Source organism: Kitasatospora sp. NBC_01287, assembly GCF_026340565.1.
Classification (GTDB): Bacteria; Actinomycetota; Actinomycetes; order Streptomycetales; family Streptomycetaceae; genus Kitasatospora.
The window spans coordinates 20,369-36,654 of record NZ_JAPEPB010000003.1; the positions used below are offsets into that span (position 1 = coordinate 20,369).

22 protein-coding genes are annotated in these 16,286 nt (G+C 68.1%); all 22 read right to left on the reverse strand.

Annotation, left to right across the window (positions count from 1 at the left end; translation table 11 throughout):
* Positions 1-7: 7 nt before the first annotated feature.
* The 22 genes from OG455_RS41205 to OG455_RS41310 all read right to left on the reverse strand — a co-directional run bounded on the left by OG455_RS41205 (position 8) and on the right by OG455_RS41310 (position 16,273).
* A complete protein-coding gene (locus tag OG455_RS41205) occupies positions 8-508 on the reverse strand; it encodes a hypothetical protein (protein WP_266300524.1) in 501 nt (166 codons plus the stop codon).
* An 18-nt stretch (positions 509-526) separates the two neighbouring features.
* A complete protein-coding gene (locus tag OG455_RS41210) occupies positions 527-907 on the reverse strand; it encodes an HK97 gp10 family phage protein (RefSeq protein WP_266300525.1) in 381 nt (126 codons plus the stop codon).
* 8 nt (positions 908-915) lie between these two features.
* Entirely contained in the window at positions 916-1,329 is a 414-nt protein-coding gene (locus OG455_RS41215; RefSeq protein ID WP_266300526.1) for a hypothetical protein, read from the reverse strand.
* Positions 1,326-2,261 carry a hypothetical protein gene (locus OG455_RS41220; RefSeq protein ID WP_266300527.1) on the reverse strand — a complete coding sequence of 312 codons (936 nt, stop codon included), beginning with the start codon at positions 2,259-2,261 and terminating at the stop codon, positions 1,326-1,328. The genes OG455_RS41215 and OG455_RS41220 overlap by 4 nt, the downstream gene beginning before the upstream one ends.
* A gap of 14 nt (positions 2,262-2,275) precedes the next feature.
* The gene (locus OG455_RS41225) at positions 2,276-2,611 is read right to left on the reverse strand and encodes a hypothetical protein (protein WP_266300528.1); all 336 of its coding nucleotides are present in this window, start codon (positions 2,609-2,611) and stop codon (positions 2,276-2,278) included.
* Between the two features lie 44 nt (positions 2,612-2,655).
* On the reverse strand, positions 2,656-3,093 hold the full coding sequence (locus OG455_RS41230; protein ID WP_266300529.1) for a hypothetical protein: 438 nt from the start codon (positions 3,091-3,093) through the stop codon (positions 2,656-2,658).
* A 96-nt stretch (positions 3,094-3,189) separates the two neighbouring features.
* Positions 3,190-4,683: a hypothetical protein gene (locus OG455_RS41235; protein WP_266300530.1), complete on the reverse strand. Its 1,494-nt coding sequence runs from the start codon at positions 4,681-4,683 to the stop codon at positions 3,190-3,192.
* A gap of 79 nt (positions 4,684-4,762) precedes the next feature.
* Entirely contained in the window at positions 4,763-6,355 is a 1,593-nt protein-coding gene (locus OG455_RS41240; protein WP_266300531.1) for a hypothetical protein, read from the reverse strand.
* A gap of 53 nt (positions 6,356-6,408) precedes the next feature.
* Entirely contained in the window at positions 6,409-6,789 is a 381-nt protein-coding gene (locus OG455_RS41245) for an XkdF-like putative serine protease domain-containing protein (protein ID WP_266300532.1), read from the reverse strand.
* An 11-nt stretch (positions 6,790-6,800) separates the two neighbouring features.
* Positions 6,801-9,773 carry a phage portal protein gene (locus tag OG455_RS41250; protein ID WP_266300533.1) on the reverse strand — a complete coding sequence of 991 codons (2,973 nt, stop codon included), beginning with the start codon at positions 9,771-9,773 and terminating at the stop codon, positions 6,801-6,803.
* Between the two features lie 15 nt (positions 9,774-9,788).
* A complete protein-coding gene (gene terL / locus OG455_RS41255; protein ID WP_266300534.1) occupies positions 9,789-11,396 on the reverse strand; it encodes a phage terminase large subunit in 1,608 nt (535 codons plus the stop codon).
* A 10-nt stretch (positions 11,397-11,406) separates the two neighbouring features.
* A complete protein-coding gene (locus OG455_RS41260) occupies positions 11,407-11,976 on the reverse strand; it encodes a hypothetical protein (RefSeq protein ID WP_266300535.1) in 570 nt (189 codons plus the stop codon).
* Between the two features lie 62 nt (positions 11,977-12,038).
* Positions 12,039-12,278 carry a hypothetical protein gene (locus OG455_RS41265; protein ID WP_266300536.1) on the reverse strand — a complete coding sequence of 80 codons (240 nt, stop codon included), beginning with the start codon at positions 12,276-12,278 and terminating at the stop codon, positions 12,039-12,041.
* A 26-nt stretch (positions 12,279-12,304) separates the two neighbouring features.
* On the reverse strand, positions 12,305-12,475 hold the full coding sequence (locus tag OG455_RS41270; protein WP_266300537.1) for a hypothetical protein: 171 nt from the start codon (positions 12,473-12,475) through the stop codon (positions 12,305-12,307).
* Between the two features lie 30 nt (positions 12,476-12,505).
* Positions 12,506-12,766 carry a hypothetical protein gene (locus OG455_RS41275; RefSeq protein ID WP_266300538.1) on the reverse strand — a complete coding sequence of 87 codons (261 nt, stop codon included), beginning with the start codon at positions 12,764-12,766 and terminating at the stop codon, positions 12,506-12,508.
* 9 nt (positions 12,767-12,775) lie between these two features.
* Positions 12,776-12,961: a hypothetical protein gene (locus tag OG455_RS41280; protein ID WP_266300539.1), complete on the reverse strand. Its 186-nt coding sequence runs from the start codon at positions 12,959-12,961 to the stop codon at positions 12,776-12,778.
* 257 nt (positions 12,962-13,218) lie between these two features.
* Entirely contained in the window at positions 13,219-13,455 is a 237-nt protein-coding gene (locus OG455_RS41285; RefSeq protein ID WP_266300540.1) for a hypothetical protein, read from the reverse strand.
* Between the two features lie 112 nt (positions 13,456-13,567).
* Positions 13,568-14,365: a hypothetical protein gene (locus OG455_RS41290; RefSeq protein WP_266300541.1), complete on the reverse strand. Its 798-nt coding sequence runs from the start codon at positions 14,363-14,365 to the stop codon at positions 13,568-13,570.
* Between the two features lie 313 nt (positions 14,366-14,678).
* Positions 14,679-14,861, reverse strand: coding sequence for a hypothetical protein (locus OG455_RS41295; RefSeq protein ID WP_266300542.1), 183 nt, complete (start codon positions 14,859-14,861; stop codon positions 14,679-14,681).
* Between the two features lie 5 nt (positions 14,862-14,866).
* Positions 14,867-15,019 (reverse strand): hypothetical protein, encoded by a 153-nt coding sequence (locus OG455_RS41300; RefSeq protein WP_266300543.1) that lies wholly within the window; start codon positions 15,017-15,019, stop codon positions 14,867-14,869.
* Between the two features lie 13 nt (positions 15,020-15,032).
* A complete protein-coding gene (locus tag OG455_RS41305) occupies positions 15,033-15,686 on the reverse strand; it encodes a restriction endonuclease (protein ID WP_266300544.1) in 654 nt (217 codons plus the stop codon).
* 59 nt (positions 15,687-15,745) lie between these two features.
* Positions 15,746-16,273, reverse strand: coding sequence for a hypothetical protein (locus OG455_RS41310; protein ID WP_266300545.1), 528 nt, complete (start codon positions 16,271-16,273; stop codon positions 15,746-15,748).
* Between the last annotated feature and the right edge of the window lie 13 nt (positions 16,274-16,286).

The following is a 16,286-nucleotide window of genomic DNA, read 5'->3' on the forward strand; positions in this document are numbered from 1 at the left end:
GGTCCTCTCACTCGAAGACATCGGTGGGTGCTACCCAGGACAGGACCAAGTCCCCCTGGTAGCAGGCGTAATCACCCTGGTCGTCATAAAGCCGCCGGAAAGCCGTGGCCAGGTAGGCGCCTTGCACCACGGCCTGCGGGTAGGTGACGCCCGCGGCGGACAGCGCCAGCGGACGCGGAATGCGGCGCCGGTCCCACGTCGCGTACCTGATCGCCGAAGCGAGCGCCGCGGCCTTGTGCCAGGGCGGTTTGTTGCTGCCTGGCACAGCAGCCCAACAGTCGACCTGCAGCACCGGCCGGTTGATGGGCAGCAGCGGGTCCGGGGTCCCCCCGATGACCGACACGGTGATGAAGCCGGTCGCGATCCACGGTGCGACCAGGCCCTGCGGATCAACATCCGGGGGCAGTTGGGTGCCGACCATGGTTGGTGTGAGGCCCGGGATCGAGCCGAGCCATGCGGCCGCGACGAGTTCATCGTTCGGCAGTAGCGGCAGGGAAGGAGTCGTCACAGGTCACCCCCTGCTGTGCTACTCGCCGCGCTCCTTGAAAAGCGCCGGACGTAGAAAGGGCTGGGGGCGTGTGCCCGGGTGGTCGACTTTTCCGACTGGATGGCCAGCACCCGGCCAGAACAGCGCCCTACGGTCCCGGGGCAGGATGACGTGCGGCCGCGTACCCAGCTCCACGTACGCCGCGTACGTGCGACCGTCGTCACCGCCCGTCGCGGAGACGATCAAGTCGCCGTCCTCGAGGTGGTGCTCGATGCTCTCCTGCAGTGCCCCGGTGCGCTCCGGGCAGTACCGTTTGGCGTCGCTGACGATGTCCGGGCCGAGCCTGTCCGTGAGGAAAGCCTCCACCGCGGCGCTGACCTCGGCGTGCCACGAGTCGTCAATGTCGACGCGGTTCGTCATGGCGCCCCCTAGTCCGAGGTGACGTTGATACCTGAACGCATGCGCAGGGTGAGGACTTTCGGGGCCGGGTAGTAGCCGATGCCTGGCTGTTCCCGGATTCCCTCGATCATGTAGTAGTAGCCGGTGGACTCGTCCATCAGCGTGTCCGTGGTCTCGACGTCGACCCACGCCGGGACGATGCACTCGATGGCCCGGATGATCTGATTCCGCTGTGAAGCCGCGTCGAAGTAGGTTTGGGAGGTTTCGGCGATCGCTGCCTGCACGCCCGTGTACCGGGGGATCCCGACGTCGGAGAGGTCCCCGTACGGGTTCGCCTCGACACCCCGCATGATCGTGATCGTGCGGTTGAGGAACCGCAGAGCCCCGGCGCCGCCCGTCGCACCACCGCTGCCGCCGCGCGCGGTGCGGGTGCGCGCCATCACGCGACCCGCCGGTAGTCGTCAAGGATCATCTCGACCTCCTCAGCGAGGACGGTCGTGCCGCCGGCCATCTGCCCGGACAGGGACTGCGTGGAGATCGCGTCGATCGTCTCCAACGCCATCACCGAAGCCTGCAACGCGGTGGCCCGGATGACGTCCGGCGGCAGTGCGGACAGGACCGCGTCCGAGCTGTGGTTGAACGTCAGGGGCTGGGACAAGGTGAGCACGCCTGGCCCGGCCTGCACCGCGCCAGCGACCCCGGGCAGCTGCACCGGAACCGTCGCCGCAACCGATGCCACCTCGACCAGCTCCGTCGACACCCCGTCGTACAGGAAGCCGACAGCCCCGGCCCATCCGGTGACATCATCCACAAGCACGGTCTGGGCGCCAGCGGTTGCGGTTGCGGTCAGCCCGGCGTGCGGGTGACCCGACTGGTAGGACGTCATCACGTCCCAGCCGCCACGACCGCGGTCCCAGGTGATGTAACCCGGTGCCACATCAATGACGTTGCCGCCCGACGGGCCGGTGTCCGGCGTCGGTGCTGCCGTCATGATCACCGGCTGCCTGATCTTCCACTGCCCGGCCGGCACCACCGTCCACTGCTGTGGGAACGCAGTGGACGGTGACGTCTGAATGGCCTCGACCGCGGTCACAGGCCAGCGGCGCGTCACGATCGTGCCCCTGCAGGTGGACCGGTCCGAAGCGATCCGCGGCAACCCCGGCCCGGAGCCCGTCTCCGTGTTGATGACAGCCCGCAACGGCTGCCGGCAGTACCGGTCCACCGCCGACGTTGCCTGCCAACACACCTGCGCCAACTGGGCGGCCTGCTGCTGGGTGTTGGCCGTGAGCGTTGGGACAACGGTCCAGGAGATCCCGGCTGGCGCCGAGGTGAGCATCGCCGGTGTGATGTACGGCGTAGCAGGCATCTGCATCACCGCCGTTCATCTGTCTACTCGGCGCCTCGAGAGGAGGTGGTTCGCTTGGACGTTCGCTTGGCCGGGGTCTCAGCAGCCGACTGCTCCCGGAAATTGCTCTGGGCGTTCACCAGCTGCTCGACCGCCTGCAGCAGTGTCGCCGGGTCCTTGCGGCGCTCGACCTCCTCGGCGATCAGCCTGTGCTGCCGCTCGATGTCGGTCTCCCAGATCCGCGCCCCACGCACAGCGAAGCCGTGCTCCCTGGCAGCGAGTGGATCGGGCAGGTCGAAGCCGCCGTCCGCGTCGGCTTCGAAATGACCATATTCGGGGTCGTCGAGCGCGGTGGCGCCCGTGCGCGAGTACAGGCGCATGCCTGCTCTCCAATCGGCAGTGAGGGTGGGTGATGTGCTGTCGGTCAGCGTCCGAACAGGGAGAACGAGACGCCACTGAATACCGGGCTTCCAGTTCCAGTGACGACCCAGCGGATCCTGCCGTTGAGGGTCAGGTTGTAACCGGTCGAGATGTTGCCCCAGACGGGTGTCGCGAAGCCGAGGACGACACCGGAGATCGCGGTGGGGTTTGAGGTGAGGACCCAGTTGCCGAACGCGTCCTGAACGTCGAAGAACACAGCGAGCCCCGGGCTACTCCCTGCCACCGATCCGACGTTGACGATCAGCAAGCCGTTCGAGACCGCCGACACGTCGATGACACCACCGACCTGGTTCGTCAGCTGGTTTTTGACGTTCGCGGTCACGGTGTCCGAGTTGCTGTTCAGCGTCAGGCCGTCGGCGCGGAATAGTTCCTGGGTGCTGGCAAGTGTGGTGAACGGGGCTGTTGCCCGCGTGGGCGCCATCGCACCTCCTGTAGGACTGGCGAGGGAAAGGCGTCACCTGCCACCTGGGATGCTGACACACCCCAGGTGGCAGGAAGCAGGTGAAATCAGTGCCGGTCAGGCCACATTGGACAAGACCGCCATCGCCACAGGCGCTCGGTTCACGAAGGCACCGAGAGACTCGATCTCGTAGTCGACTCGGGGCCCCCCACCTGCGGTGTTCGCCAGACGGGCGCTCGCGTAGTCGTACCGGTAGGTGTCGCGCAGGGCCCGGTACTCCAGCACGTTGGACACATTGGCCTGCGGGAACGGAACCCTGTCCGTTCGCGCGACGATGGTGCCGGGCGGCACCGACGGGTGAACCTCGATCGGCACCTCGATGCCGCCGGCGGGTGCGTTGATGACGCTGCCGACCCGGCCACCCGCGGTGACGTTGAGACGCCCCGAGGAGTCGGTGTTGAGGAACGTCGTCGCGCCGGTCGACCCGAGGATGAGGGTCGCGGTCTCCTGCGCCTGCGCCGCGTTCATCATCAGCGCCGTGGGGCTGCACTTGACGGCGTTCCACAGCGGCAGGAACAGGTACTGGTTGAACTCGTTGATGCTGCCGCCGCCCAGGGTCAGCCCGGCCCCGTCCAGGGAGGAGAACGTCGACGGGTTGGTGTTGGCGGTCCCGGACTGCACCCACTGGCCGGTCGAGGAGTAGTCGCCGGACAGGGAGGCGAGGAGCCCGTCGTACTGGGTGGGGTCACCGGAGTTGTTGTCCGCGGCCGTGTTGATGGTCGGGACCGTGTTCGCGGTGCCCTTCCAGTTCACGGACAGGTCGGGGACGGCGAGGCCGGAGGGGAGGGCGTTGTTGGCGGAGATGACCGAGGTCATGGTGACCGTGTTGACCGTGGTGGTGGTGTAGTAGTACCAGGTGGTGCCGTTCGCGGACTGGAACCAGTCGTAGCAGACGGCACCCCGCACCGCGCCAACCGTCGCGGTGAGGCTGTTGGTTGTGCCGGAACCGAACGTGGTGTTCGCCGAGTTGCCCTGGCTGTTGCCGGTCCCGTAGTAGTAGCCGATCCCGGTGCGAGCAGCGACACCGACGTACACCTGGACAGCACCGATCGATCCGCCGGTGGCGTGCTGGGTCAGGGTGGGCGCGGCCGGCCGGGCCAGCGGGAAACTCTGGGCGCCGACGAGCGCGCGGTCGTCACCGATCAGCACCTGGTTCAGGGTCTGGAAGGTTGCGACGGCGTTGGCGTCGGAGTAGCCCTTGGAGAAATCCTGCGCGTCGAGGGTGACGGTGCCACCCATGCCGGAGCGCATGTACTTCGCCTGAAAATCCTGCTCAGAGACCTTGGAGACGTTCGCCGCGTAGTCCAGGCCCATGAACGGGCTGGGCTGGGCGCTGGTGTTGTTGAGGATGGCCCTCCACACGGCGTAGGGGTTGCCGTCTGTGGCGGTGACGCGCGGGATGGCGTCGCGGGCGGGGGTGACGACCGGGACGAGCTGGACGAGCGGCCCGAGATCGTAGGAGTACAGGCCGGTTGCGGTGGTGATGCCGTTGGTGGAGGCCTTGGCGATCGCCGCGAGGGTGGCCTCCGTCATTTCCTGCTGGGTGTTCATGAGCACCTGCTTCGGGGTATGCGAAAGCCCCCGACGGCGTTGGCCGGTCGGGGGCTTCGAAGTGGGTGGGGCGCTGGGGTTAGCCGCGCTGCTGGAGCTGGTCGAACGCGAGGCGGGCCTGCTGGTTCATGAGGGCCGCGATGTTTCGCTGTTCGACGGCGTCGGTGGAGGCCATGAGGCTCTTCTTGAGTTCCTGGGCCTTGCCGACGTCGATGGCCGGGGCGCCGTGGTTCTGTCCGCGAAGGTGCTGCGGGACGGGACCGGCCCCCTGGGTGAAGACCTTCGGCTCGGCGGGCTGCTCTTCCAGCGTCCCGATGCGGCCCTTGAGCGTCTCGACGAGTTCCGCCAGTTCGAGGACCGCATCGCCGGTCTTGGCGATCTTTTCGGCCTGGGTGGCGCTGTGCTTCGTCATGGCGTCTTCGACCGCGGCCAGGAGGCTGCTCTTGAACATGTCCGAGAGGGTGGTGTCGTCGGTCTGCTTGGTGACTGCGCCGTCGTCGGGGGTGGCGTCGGCGGGGGTTCCGGCCTGGTCCGCGGGCTGCGGGTCAAGGTCGGTGGTCTGGGTGGCGTCGTCCGCCGTCTCGGGGGAGTCGTCTGAGGTGTCGGCGTTGTCGGAGCTATCCATGTCGTCGGGATCGGCTTCCGCGTTCGCGACGGGGGTGATGTCGGCGGGGTCTGCGATGCCGATCAGCCGGCCCTTCTGGTCGTAGCAGACAACCACGGGGGCCTTCTCGCCGTCGGCCTTTGCCATCGGCTCCTGGGTTCCCATCGCGGGTTCCTGGCCGGACGCGTCGATGGTGTCGGAACTCTCGGTCGGTACGGGCATGTTCGGCTCCTCGTGTGCGGTCTTGGCGACCACGGGGCCGCTGCTCTTCTCGACAGGTGCGGCGGGCAGGGATGCGAGCACGTTCTGCAGGCTGTCGACCGCGTCCCGGATCGCCTGCTCGTTCGCCGCGGACAGGCTGCGGCCTGCCTTCGCGATCGGCGCGAGCGCTTCGAAGGTGGCGAGCGGCGCCACGTCGAATCCTCGAAGCGCCTTGCCGACCTGCTCCATAGCCTCGGTGCACAGCTCGGCCTCGGCCTGCTCGTCGACGGCGAATCCGGCGAGGGTGTCGATGACGTAGTCGAGGGCGCACTGGGCGTCCTGCAGGTCCCACGCGTTGTCGGCGTCATCGGGGTCGACGGTGGCAGCTTCGAGCAGCTCACGGTCGGCGAGGACACCCAGGGCGTTCTTGAGCCGGACCGCGATCGAGATCCACTTCTGGGCGGTGGCCGCGTCGACGGCCTCCCAGGCGGGGCTGCCGGGCTCGTTGGGGTCGCCAGGGGCGTCGTCGGTGTCGGGTGCGGCGAGGACCACGGTGGGGTCCATGCCGTCGGCGCTGTCGTCGAGTTCGCCGGTGACGAGCGCCTTGGTGACCCCGTCGTCCTGGGCGTTCCGCTCGCCCGTCTTTGCGACCGGTTCGGCGGGCTCGTGGCGCGCGGCCGCTTCGTGGATGAGCTTCATGAGCGCGCCGGGGCTGCCTGTCATCGTCACGGTCTCCTCCAGGGCGGGGTCAGGTACGGACTTTCCGATGAGCTCACGCACAAGGTCCGAGCCCATGAGCCCTGTGCCATCCGCTCGCTTGGCGATCAGGAACGTGGTGCCGTTGGCGGCCTTGTCGACGAGGTCCACGCGGGGGATGTCGGCGTCGACGAGCTCGGTGAACTCGTCCTCGGCGCGTGAGGTCATTCGGTGCTCCGTCGTGTGATGCGCCGCGCCTGCCCTTGCGGCGAGAAGCCGGTGATCCGGCCGGACTTGTAGAGCCGCCACGCGGTCTCGTCGCAGATGCCACCCAGGAGCCAGTCGCCGGCCTTGACGATGGTGCCGTCGCCGACATCCCAGTCGGGGCCCCGGTAGATGTAGGACTCTGTGACGGTGAAGTGGCCGACGGTTTCCTCGGGTCCGTGGAACAGCCCGACTTCGGCGCCGCCGGGAAGGAAGCTCCATGCGGCCTTCTCCAGCTCGTCCGCCGAGAAGTAGTCGCGGCCGCCGTCGGCGCCGCGCTGGATGCGCGGGTCGGGTCCGGCCTGGTAGGCGACCCCCAAGAGGTAACGCTGCTCAGGCATTTGGCCACCTCCTAGGCGGGGACGAGGGCGCACCGGCAGCGCGGGTGCGCGGGTGGTGAGATGTCGCCGCTCGGGTAGTTGGTCCCGATCGGTCGGGGGCCGGCGGCCGCGTTGGCGTCACAGACGGGGCAGACGCGGCCGTCCGGCTCGGTCAGCCATCGGCCCTCGTGCACCTTCTGCTGCTGGTAGTAGTCGGCGGCCGCTGTCGCGGCGCCGCGAGTGGTTTCGGTCACCGCAACGGCCTCAACTGCGCCCGGGTCGGAGGCAGCATCGCTGACCGCCTCGGCGAGCGCGTCAATGTCAGCCACTGGACCGGTTGCCAGCATGTGGGCGACGGCTTTCATGCGGGTGTCGGCCACCTTGTCGGCCAGTGCGGGGATGGCCGCAAGGACGGCAGTCAGTCCGGCGGCGAGTCCCAGCTCTTCGATCCGGTCTCGCGCGGTGCCGCTCTGGCCGGGCTGCCAGCCGCTTGTCTGCAGATCGCCGCCGCTGACGGTGGCTTGAGCAGAGGCGGCGCCGAGGAGATAGGCGTCAGTGGTCAGCCCGGTCAGGACGGGAACGAGCGGGTCGGTCAGGTCGATGCCCTGCCCGTCCAGCCAGTCGATGGCATCGTCGATGGTCGGCTGTTCCGACTGCTGGGCGGTGTAGCCGTTGACCAGCCGGCGTGCCCTGTCGATGGTGACGACCCCGGCGAGCGCAGCGGCGATAAGCGGAGCCCAGTGCGCGGCGACGGCAAGATCCAGCTCCCATCCGGGCCAGGCCCCGTCAGGGGCCGATCCTTTTGGGCTGGCAGCCGCCTTCAGCAACTCCCCCGGCGCGTCATCCGGTTCGATGCCGAGCGCGGAGAGCACGTCCGGAAGGCTGGCCAGGAGTTCAGGTCGCACGGCGGGGTTGCCGGCGAGTTGGGCCGGGTCCCACCAGGCGATCGCCTCGATGCAGTCGCCATCCGGGTCGTCTGGGTTCGACACCTGGTCGCGGCTGCTGAGCGGCACCCAGTCCTCGGAGTCGACGGTCCAGACGGTGCCCTGGTAGACCCCGTTGGCGCTCGTCCAGGAGCCGGTCTGGCATCCCGGCGGCGGTATGCAGCCGGTCTCCTCTGACCATTCCCGCCAGGCGCCCCGAAGCGGTGTCTCATCTCCTTCAAGGTGACCGCCTGGAATCTCCCAGGTGCCGGCGGCCGGATCCTCGGGGTCGAGGGCCCGCTGCAGCATCAGGACCCGGCCGGTGTCGGCGGCCTGGACAGCGAGGCCGGCTACAGCAACCTGACCGTCGGCCTTACGAAGGGCGAGCCTGCCGTCTTGGTTGAGGCGGCGTGCCCGGACAGGGTCGATGGTGCGGAACTCGAAGTCCCTCCATCGGCCGGCGCGGTGCCGGGACTTGGTGAACTTCCGGAACGCGGCAAGTTCGGCTTTTGCCTCTTGCTCGCGTTGCTGCTGGCCGCTGCCGGCCTTGGCCACTGGGGCAGAACCCGGGGCGGCTGGCTGTGGCGGTGGTGCAGGAGGCAGTGCGGAGGGCCCGTATTCCTGCTCGGCGAGCGGTGCGGTGAGCACCGGGGGGTTCGGCATGACGCCCTCGACGCCGGCGAAAGCGGTGTGCGGTAGCTGTGTGCCGGGGGTTGGTGCGGCGGTTGCCGGGTCGATCTGTCCGGCGACCGCGTACAGGGAGGCGAGCGGGATGGGGCCGCCTCGCGCGTCGAAGATGAACCTTGGCACGGGGATGCCTTCGGGTTCTTCGAGCCCGTACCGCATGGAGCGGATGTCACTGGCGCCGATCACGCCGTTCTGGATGTAGATCTGATCGGCTTGGGCCTGCTGTAGCCGGTCGGCCTGCTCTTCGCCCAGGTCGAACGTGAAATTGAGGGGGAGCCCGAGGTCGTCCTGGAGGAAGGCGCTGAGGATGTGCTGCAGGTGGCGGATCAGTGGGAGGTCACCGACGCGGTGCTGTACGTCGGCCTGGGATTCGCCGGAGGAGAGGTTGACGTTCTCCGTGAACCCCATGTCACTGGGTACGACGTGGAACGCGGCGGCGGTCTTCCTCATCAGGAAGAGGCTGAACTGGTCGGTGAAATCCTTCTCGTTGCTCCACGCGATCGTGGACCCGCCGGGCATCCACTTGATGGTGTGTTTGGCGGCCTGGTCCCCGGCCATGAACGAGTCCCACAGTGTCTGCCACTGCTCGATCTGGTCGGGGGACCACGATTCGGGTGCGGACGCGAAGGCCTGGGGAATGTTGCCTTCGGTGAACCGCTCCAGGAAGTAGACCTGGAAGCGGATGTCCGTGTTGGCGTTGAGGAGGATCGTCTCCAGCGGCGCCAACCCGTACGGTGAGTTCGGGCGCTTCCGAAACGGCTCATAGATCAAGTCACCGCGGGTCAACCAGTTCCACGGCAGGCCGTTGATGTACTGGACGTAGGCTTCTGCGCTGCCCCCGGGAGACCGCCCCCAGTAGTCCAGCAGCGGGGCGATCGTGGTCCCGTCGACGTTCATGAGACCGATCGCGTCACCGCGCCGGTTCCGCAGCCGGTAGAGGGCACCGGCGTCGTAGGCGAGAACGTCGTACAGGTAGGCGGACAGCCAGGTCGAGAACGGGGTTTGACGGTCTGGCCGCGCCAGGGCCGCCATGCCAACGTTGATTGCGTCGGCCACATCACCGTCGAAGTGCGGGGCGGCGACCAGCGACCAGTCCAGGGACCGGATCGAGTCGATCCTGTGCCAGATGCACATCTGGGCGACGTCGTAGGACTCGATGAGACCGCGGAGACTGTCAAAGCTGACCCGCTCGTGCGATCGGGGCCGGGCACTGGTGTTGTAGCTGGTGACGTACTCGTGGGCGCGGGGTGTGCGGGAGTAGCCGTCGTACGGGCTGATGGGTGTGCCGGGTGAGAACGGCGCGGAGGGCGTCATCAGGGCGGCGTTCTCACCGGCGGTCATCGCGGCTGGGGCGCCCGACCCGAACGTTTTGGTGAGGCGGCGGGGGTCGGGCACGTGGACCCCCCTTGGTTATCGGCGTGCGGCTCGAAAGGCGGCGTCTCGGGCGGCTTTGTGAATGTCGGCTGGGTCTTCGGGGTTGCCTGGGGTTGCCTGCTCGAGGGCGGGTTCGGCGGCAGGAGCGGTGGCGGCCTCGGCCTTGCGGCGCGCGTACGCCAGCCAGGCTTGGGCGCCGGTGCCGTCGAGGAGCATTTGCGCGAGGGCTTGGCTGGTGGCGTCGACCTGGTCGTCGTGCGCCGCGTTGGGGAACCCTGCAGCCTCGTCGATGAGTTCCTCGGGGTCGAACAGGGCGATCCCCGCCTCCGGGAGGAACACGTTGCCGGCCTCGATGACCGGGGCGACGGCGTTGGCCCGCGCGTACTTCGACTCGGTCGGGTTGATGGCCACGATCCCGGGGATCTTCGACTTGAGAGTGTCGATGATCGCCGTGCCGTTCGCCTTGTCCTCCACGTACTTGGCGGTGGCTTGCGGCCAGCGGGCGGCCATCGCGGTGAATGCGGTGACCGTGTCCGTGAACGAGAGGCGCTTGTGGACCTGGTCGAGGAGGTACACGTTGGCGCCGCGCCGGGCCCACACCTGGCCGACGACGTAGTCGCTGCTCTTGGTGTCTTTGAAGGCCATGTCCCACGACATGACGATCTCGTCCGCCTCGTCGACCCGGTAGGCGTCCGGTCGGTGAGGGTGCTGTGACCACAGGGGGGTGGTGTAGCGGCGCCACCAGTGGCGCTGCCACACGTTCCCCGCATCAGGAGAGGGGCGGCCCTGGTAGAGGGCGTTGAACACCCGGCTGCCGGCCTGAATACGGATTGCTTCCCATTCGGTGTCGGTGCGGCCTCGGGCCGAGGTGAGCCATTGTCCCGGCTCGCGGCCCAGGGGGTCGCTCTCGCCCTTTGTGGGGTCGTGGTCGGCGAGCGCTGGGATGTTGACGACTCGCCAGCGGTGTCCGTCGTCGGCGGCAAGGAACCGTCCGGCGAGGTCGTCTTCGTGCCACCTGGTGTTGATCAGGATGACGGGGGCGCCGGGGGCGAGGCGTGTTGATCCGACGGACTGCCACCAGCCCCATACCCGGTCCCGGTAGTAGGCGGAGTCGGCCTGTGATTTGTCGGAGAACGGGTCGTCGATAACGAGGGCCTCGGCGGGTTTGCCGGTGAGGCCGCCGCCGATGCCGACGCAGACGATGCCGCCGCGGTGCCCTTCGAGTTGCCACCGTTTAGCGGATCCGTAGTCGCGGGCGATCCGCAGGCCGATGTCGAAAGTTCCTTCGTCGCCGTCGTTGACGGTGATCCAGTTGCGGACGTCGCGGCCGAAACCTTCGGCGAGAGGCTGGCTGTAGGAGACGATCGCGATGCGGAGTTCGGGGTCGCGGGCGAGCGCCCACAGCGATCCGATCTTCGTGACGCGGCTCGACTTGCCCTCTTGGGGCGGCAGGCTGATGATCAGCCGGGCGCCGGGGGTCGAGTAGGCCCAGGCGATCTCACGGTCGATCCGGTCGAGTGCCGGGGTCTGCACTGTGGTGGGGTCGACCAGGGCGGCCAGGTCGCCGGGGGTCGACCACTGTGGTTGCCCGTCGCCGCGTTCCAGCTTGTCGGCCAGCAGTGTCATTGCGTCGAGCCGTGGCACGGCTCACCGCCTATCCGGAGACGGCCCTGAGCTTTCGGGCCATGACCTGCTTGACCTTGACGGCTTGATCGCCGGTGATTCCGATTGCGGCGAGTCCGGCTTGGACGGCGTCCATCAGCAGCTTCGCCTTGCTTTCTTCGATGCGGGCGAGCCGGCCGTCGATGTCGAGGCGGGCGATGGTGGACAGGACGGTGTTGGCCCGGTCCATGGCCCGTTCGTACATTTGCACCTCAGCGCGGAGCTGTTCAGCCCCGGCGTGGCCTTCGTACCGGATTTCGTCTCCGAGGCGGTTGACGAGGGCGGCGGTGGCTTTCTGCCAGGCGACGACCTGGCCTGCGAGCTGGGACAGGGCGGTGAGGGGGTCGTCGACTGGGGTGACGTCGAGTTCGGCGAGTACCACCTGGACCTCCCGATCGGCCTTGATCTTCGCGGCTTTGATCTTCTGCCCGCCGGTGTTCCCGCCGTGGAGGCGGCAATGTCCGATTCCTGGGTGTGGCGTACCCCAGCCTGCGGCGAGGGTGCAGAACTCCTTCGAGTCCTCTTGTCTCGTCTTCGCGCCGCACTTGGGCTTCTCCGACACGGTGCCGCCTTCCTGGGCGGCTCGCCTGCTGGGAGAGAGTCTGGCGTCGTCGCGCCCCATGGTCAGGCGGTGGGCGGGGTGTTGAGGTTCTTGGCGTCGTCGACGGCCTCGGTGACCAGCTGTTCGGCGTCGGTCTTCACCTCGTCGACGACCGGCTTCGCGTCCTGGGCGACCTGCATCTCGTCGGCGTGAGCCTCGGTGGCGAGGGTGGTCTCGTCGCCGTGGAGCTTGTCGAGGACGGCGTGGAATTTGGTGACGAGGGAGTTGAACTCTGCGCGGAGCTCGTCGGCAATCTTGGACATCGTGATCTCCTTGCGGTGAGGGTGGGTTACTTCGTGTCGCCGGCGCACCGCTTGCACGGCGCCTGCCTGTGGTGCACGTGGCAGGACAGGTCGCGCACCGGCTCGTAACGGGGCGCGGGCCCGTTGTAGAACGCGTACTGGCGGGCGAGCTTGCGGGACGCGTAGCGTCGCTGCGAGCGGGTGGGGAGAACGAGCATGAGGGAGTGCTCCTTCGCGGTGAGGGTCGGTCAGTGCCTGGCGTTGCGTACGGCTGCGGCGGTGGGCGGGTCGTCGGGGTGGTGGTGGCGGCAGACGACCCAGTTGGTGCCGTCCACTGGGTGCCGGGCGATTCGCCAGCAACCGCGGACGTGGCAGTTGTGGCGGCGCCACATGCTGATGAGGCCGCCGATGATGGCGAGTTCGCTCACGTCGGAGCCGACACCGGACCAGAGGAGGTATGCGGGGCCGGACGGGTTGTCGAGGCCGAAGAAGTGCGCGAGCCAGTGCACGGCGCCTCCTCAGTCGGGCAGGAAGTCGGCGGTGCGGCCGCGGGATTGGCAGGGTTCCGCGTTGTGCCACCACTTGGTTTCACCAAGCCACGCTGGCTGCCCGCAGCGGGTGCAGGTTCCGGGGATCGGGTCCCAGTCGTCAGGCGGCGTGAACGGGGCGTCGAGGGCGCGGGTGGCCTGGTCGTGCTGGGTCACTCGGCTCCTGCTGATCGTGCGTGGAGGAGGGCGCATCGGGTGGAGCAGTATTCGCCGTCCATGTCTGGTGGGATGCGGTGCCCGCACCACAGGCAGTCGGCCACCGTGTGCTCCTCCCTTGAGGGTTGTGGGGTCCCGTGGTCGGCGTCGGCGCCCTCGGAGTGCCGGACAACTACGGGACCCCCCGGGCCCTGCGCCACCCTCGGGACGCGGGCCGTCCCGCCTCGACGCCCGCAGGGGGTGCGGGCCGGCGGGAGTTAGGCGGCTGCGGCGCGAGGCTGGTAGGACGCTGCGGCCTCGCGGACTTCCGGCAGGGAGTACATGGTCCGGTAGAGGTGGCCCTGGCCAGAGGGGCGGCCGTCACCGGGGAAGCGGTGGATCTTTCCGCGCCGCGCCCACTGACGAAGCACCTGCTGCGGAACGCCGGTCTCCGCCTCGGCCTCGTGTGCGTAGACGAGATGCTCGGGGACGACTTCGAGAAGGACACGGTCCACGGACACCCCCGGACATGCGTGAAGGCCCCCACCGATGGTGGAGGCCTTCCAGGTTCTGGGCGCAGTAGTACTGCTGGATCGGAGTGTGACACCTCCCCGGGGATCTTGTCCACTACGCGGAAAGCGTGGCCTCGTCGTCGGTCCAGCCAGTCCACGGTGCGTTCAGGCGCGCAAGGTACCTCAGGTGGTCGATGTAGAAGAGCTGGTGACCACGAGAGTTGTAGCCGACGGGGGAGATTCGCCCTCGATGAACCCAGCCGTGAAGCGTGCTCTTCTTGACGCCGAGACGCGTGCAACCATCTGCGGCGGTGACCATCTCCGTCGTGGCTGGTGGCGGGAGTTCGACGGCGTAGCGAGGATGCACCCATCCCAGAGTCGGCCACGCCGGGTCGGGAGAGCCGTGTTGGTCCCGCACAGTCGAGATATGGGAAAGGAGATCCGAGGCCGGGGTGAAGTACTCCTGGTTCGCGGCGATCCGAAGGTGCGCGAACTGCGTGTGCCGTTCAGCTTCAAGTGCGTAACCGCCGGGTTCGAACGCCATGATCTCGTCGGGCAGGAGGCTCCGAAAGCGCTTCACGGGCGAAGCAGTGGTGCCGATCTTGATTGCTTCGCTGCGGCGTATGTAGTAGACGATCGCGCCAGTGGTCGGGTGGACAGTGTCAGCATGGCCGGACTGGGTTCCCATCGACCTGCTCCGCACCTGCTTCTGACGTCCAAGCTGGATGGCAATCGCGATGGTCGCCTCGTTCAGCTCGACGCCCCCGCCCTGCATGTCCCGGAGGACGGCCGCGATGTATGGAAAGGCCGGATCCGACGTGTCGACCAGCTCAATTAGGCCCGCCATGCTTGGTCGGACGCCGTAGTTGCCGTCGCTGATTTCGTTGGGGGTGAATGGGCTAGTCTGGCCCACGTCGACTCCTATGCAGTCGGCCAAACCCCGGGACGGTTACCGCCGTCGCCGGGGTACTGTTGTAGGCCAATTATCGCATGTCACAGCACAGTTGGAGTTGAGTGACAGCCACCCAGCTCAGCCCTCCTCGGGTGCCCATTCGCTGCGATAGTCGGGGTAGCTCATCGAGGCAACTGCTTCCCGGTCAGGGCGATCCAGACTTCCGCAGGCGTCATGGTCGGATTGGGGTCACCAGCCAGTGCGCGGAGCATGGCACGGATCCCATTCCTGATCTCGCGGAGGCATGTCCGCGGGAACGCCACCAGATCGCCGGTCACTGATGGGCCTCGGCGACCTCGGCTGCGGCGAGGAGCTGTGCGGCCAGGTCTCGCGCCTCAGCGATGCTGAAGCCGCGGACTACCGCGCCGTGCCGTATCTCCTCGGGGAAGAGCGTGGCGCTCACTCGGACTTCGCCCGCGGGCATCGCATCGACTCGGAACGGGTTCGTGGGTGTCATGCTGTTCATCCTCTCGCGGGTGCGGCCGTTTCGGGGCTGCCCCATTCGCCGAGCACGATGTCTTCGTGGGGGCCGTGGTGGCCGGGCGGCAGGTTGCAGATGGCGGTGCAGAGTTCGCCGCCGAGTTGGATGGTGGCGGTGGCGGGGCAGTCGGTCATGCGGTCCAGGATGTCACTGCCAGGGTGCGGCCCCGGTTCGGCTCGCCCAGCGGGCCAGGGCGTTCCCATCGAGGGTGCGGATGCCGACCTGCGTCGCGTAGGAGCGTGCTGCGGGGGTGAACGTGGAGGTGGTGACGACGGCTGCGATGTCTGCGCCATGGATCTGCCGGGCGGTGCCGCCGACCTTCTGTACGTCACCGGAGCCGACTTTGGTGGTGAGTGCGTAGCGCTTGGCTTGGATGACGAGGCGTCGGCCGTCGGGAAGGGTGGCGATGACGTCGGCACCGAGGTCCCCTGCGCCGCCGACCACTTGGACGTTGGTGCAGCCGTCGCGGCGGCACAGGGCGGCGAGGGCGTGCTCGAACTGGCCCGGTGTCATGGCCTGGTAGCTGCCGATGCTAGCGCTGGCCATGCGCGGCCGCATGGTGGCCGGCCTGCGCGGTGCCCGGACGATGCGCCGAACACGGCGGGGCTTCATGAACCACAGCCCGGCAACGGCCAGGACCAGGATCGGGATCCCGATGGTGGGGGAGCCGATCGCGACCAGCACGCTGGCGGTGAGGATGACGGGCGGGGAGAACAGCCCGTACCTGCGGCGTGGTCGACGGATGGTAGTGCGGCGGCGCCCTGGCCGGTAGTTGGTGCGGCGTCGACGCGGTGCGGCCACAGAGTCCCCCTCGGTGTGAGGTTCCAGTGTGGTGCACCGCGCCGACGGGTGGGCGGTGTTCAGCTGATCGTGCTGCTGGTCGTGTGGTTGCTCGCCGAATTGATGGAGCCGGTTGCCCGGCCGAGCCAGCCGGTAGCGGTGTTCGTGACGTGCTGGTGGTACTCCTCACGGCGGTTGATGTGGTTGACGATCCGCTTGGGTGCCTTGGCCTTCCCGATCGCCATCAGCGCCGCAGCGGCAAGGAGGGTACCGGCCCCGACGCCGGCGGCCGCGACGGCTGACACGAGTTCAGCGGCGCCGACGCCGACTCCGGCGGCGAGGATGCCTCCGCCGGCGAGCATCGCGCCGCGGCCGACCATCTGGGCGGCTTGCGGGTCGGCGAGCATCTGGGGCTGGGCGTAGATGATCGGCGGGTGCCCGTAGTAGGGGGTGCCGTCGACACCGATGATGACGCCGGGAACGGCGGGGCTCGCAGCGGGGATGATCGTGGGCTGCGGGGGTGGCACGTATGGGGCGAGCTGGGCGGGGATCGTGGTGTTCGGCTCGAGCAGTGTCGTGATCGTCGCGGGGGCGGTGTCCTGATACATGAGGGTCTCCTGG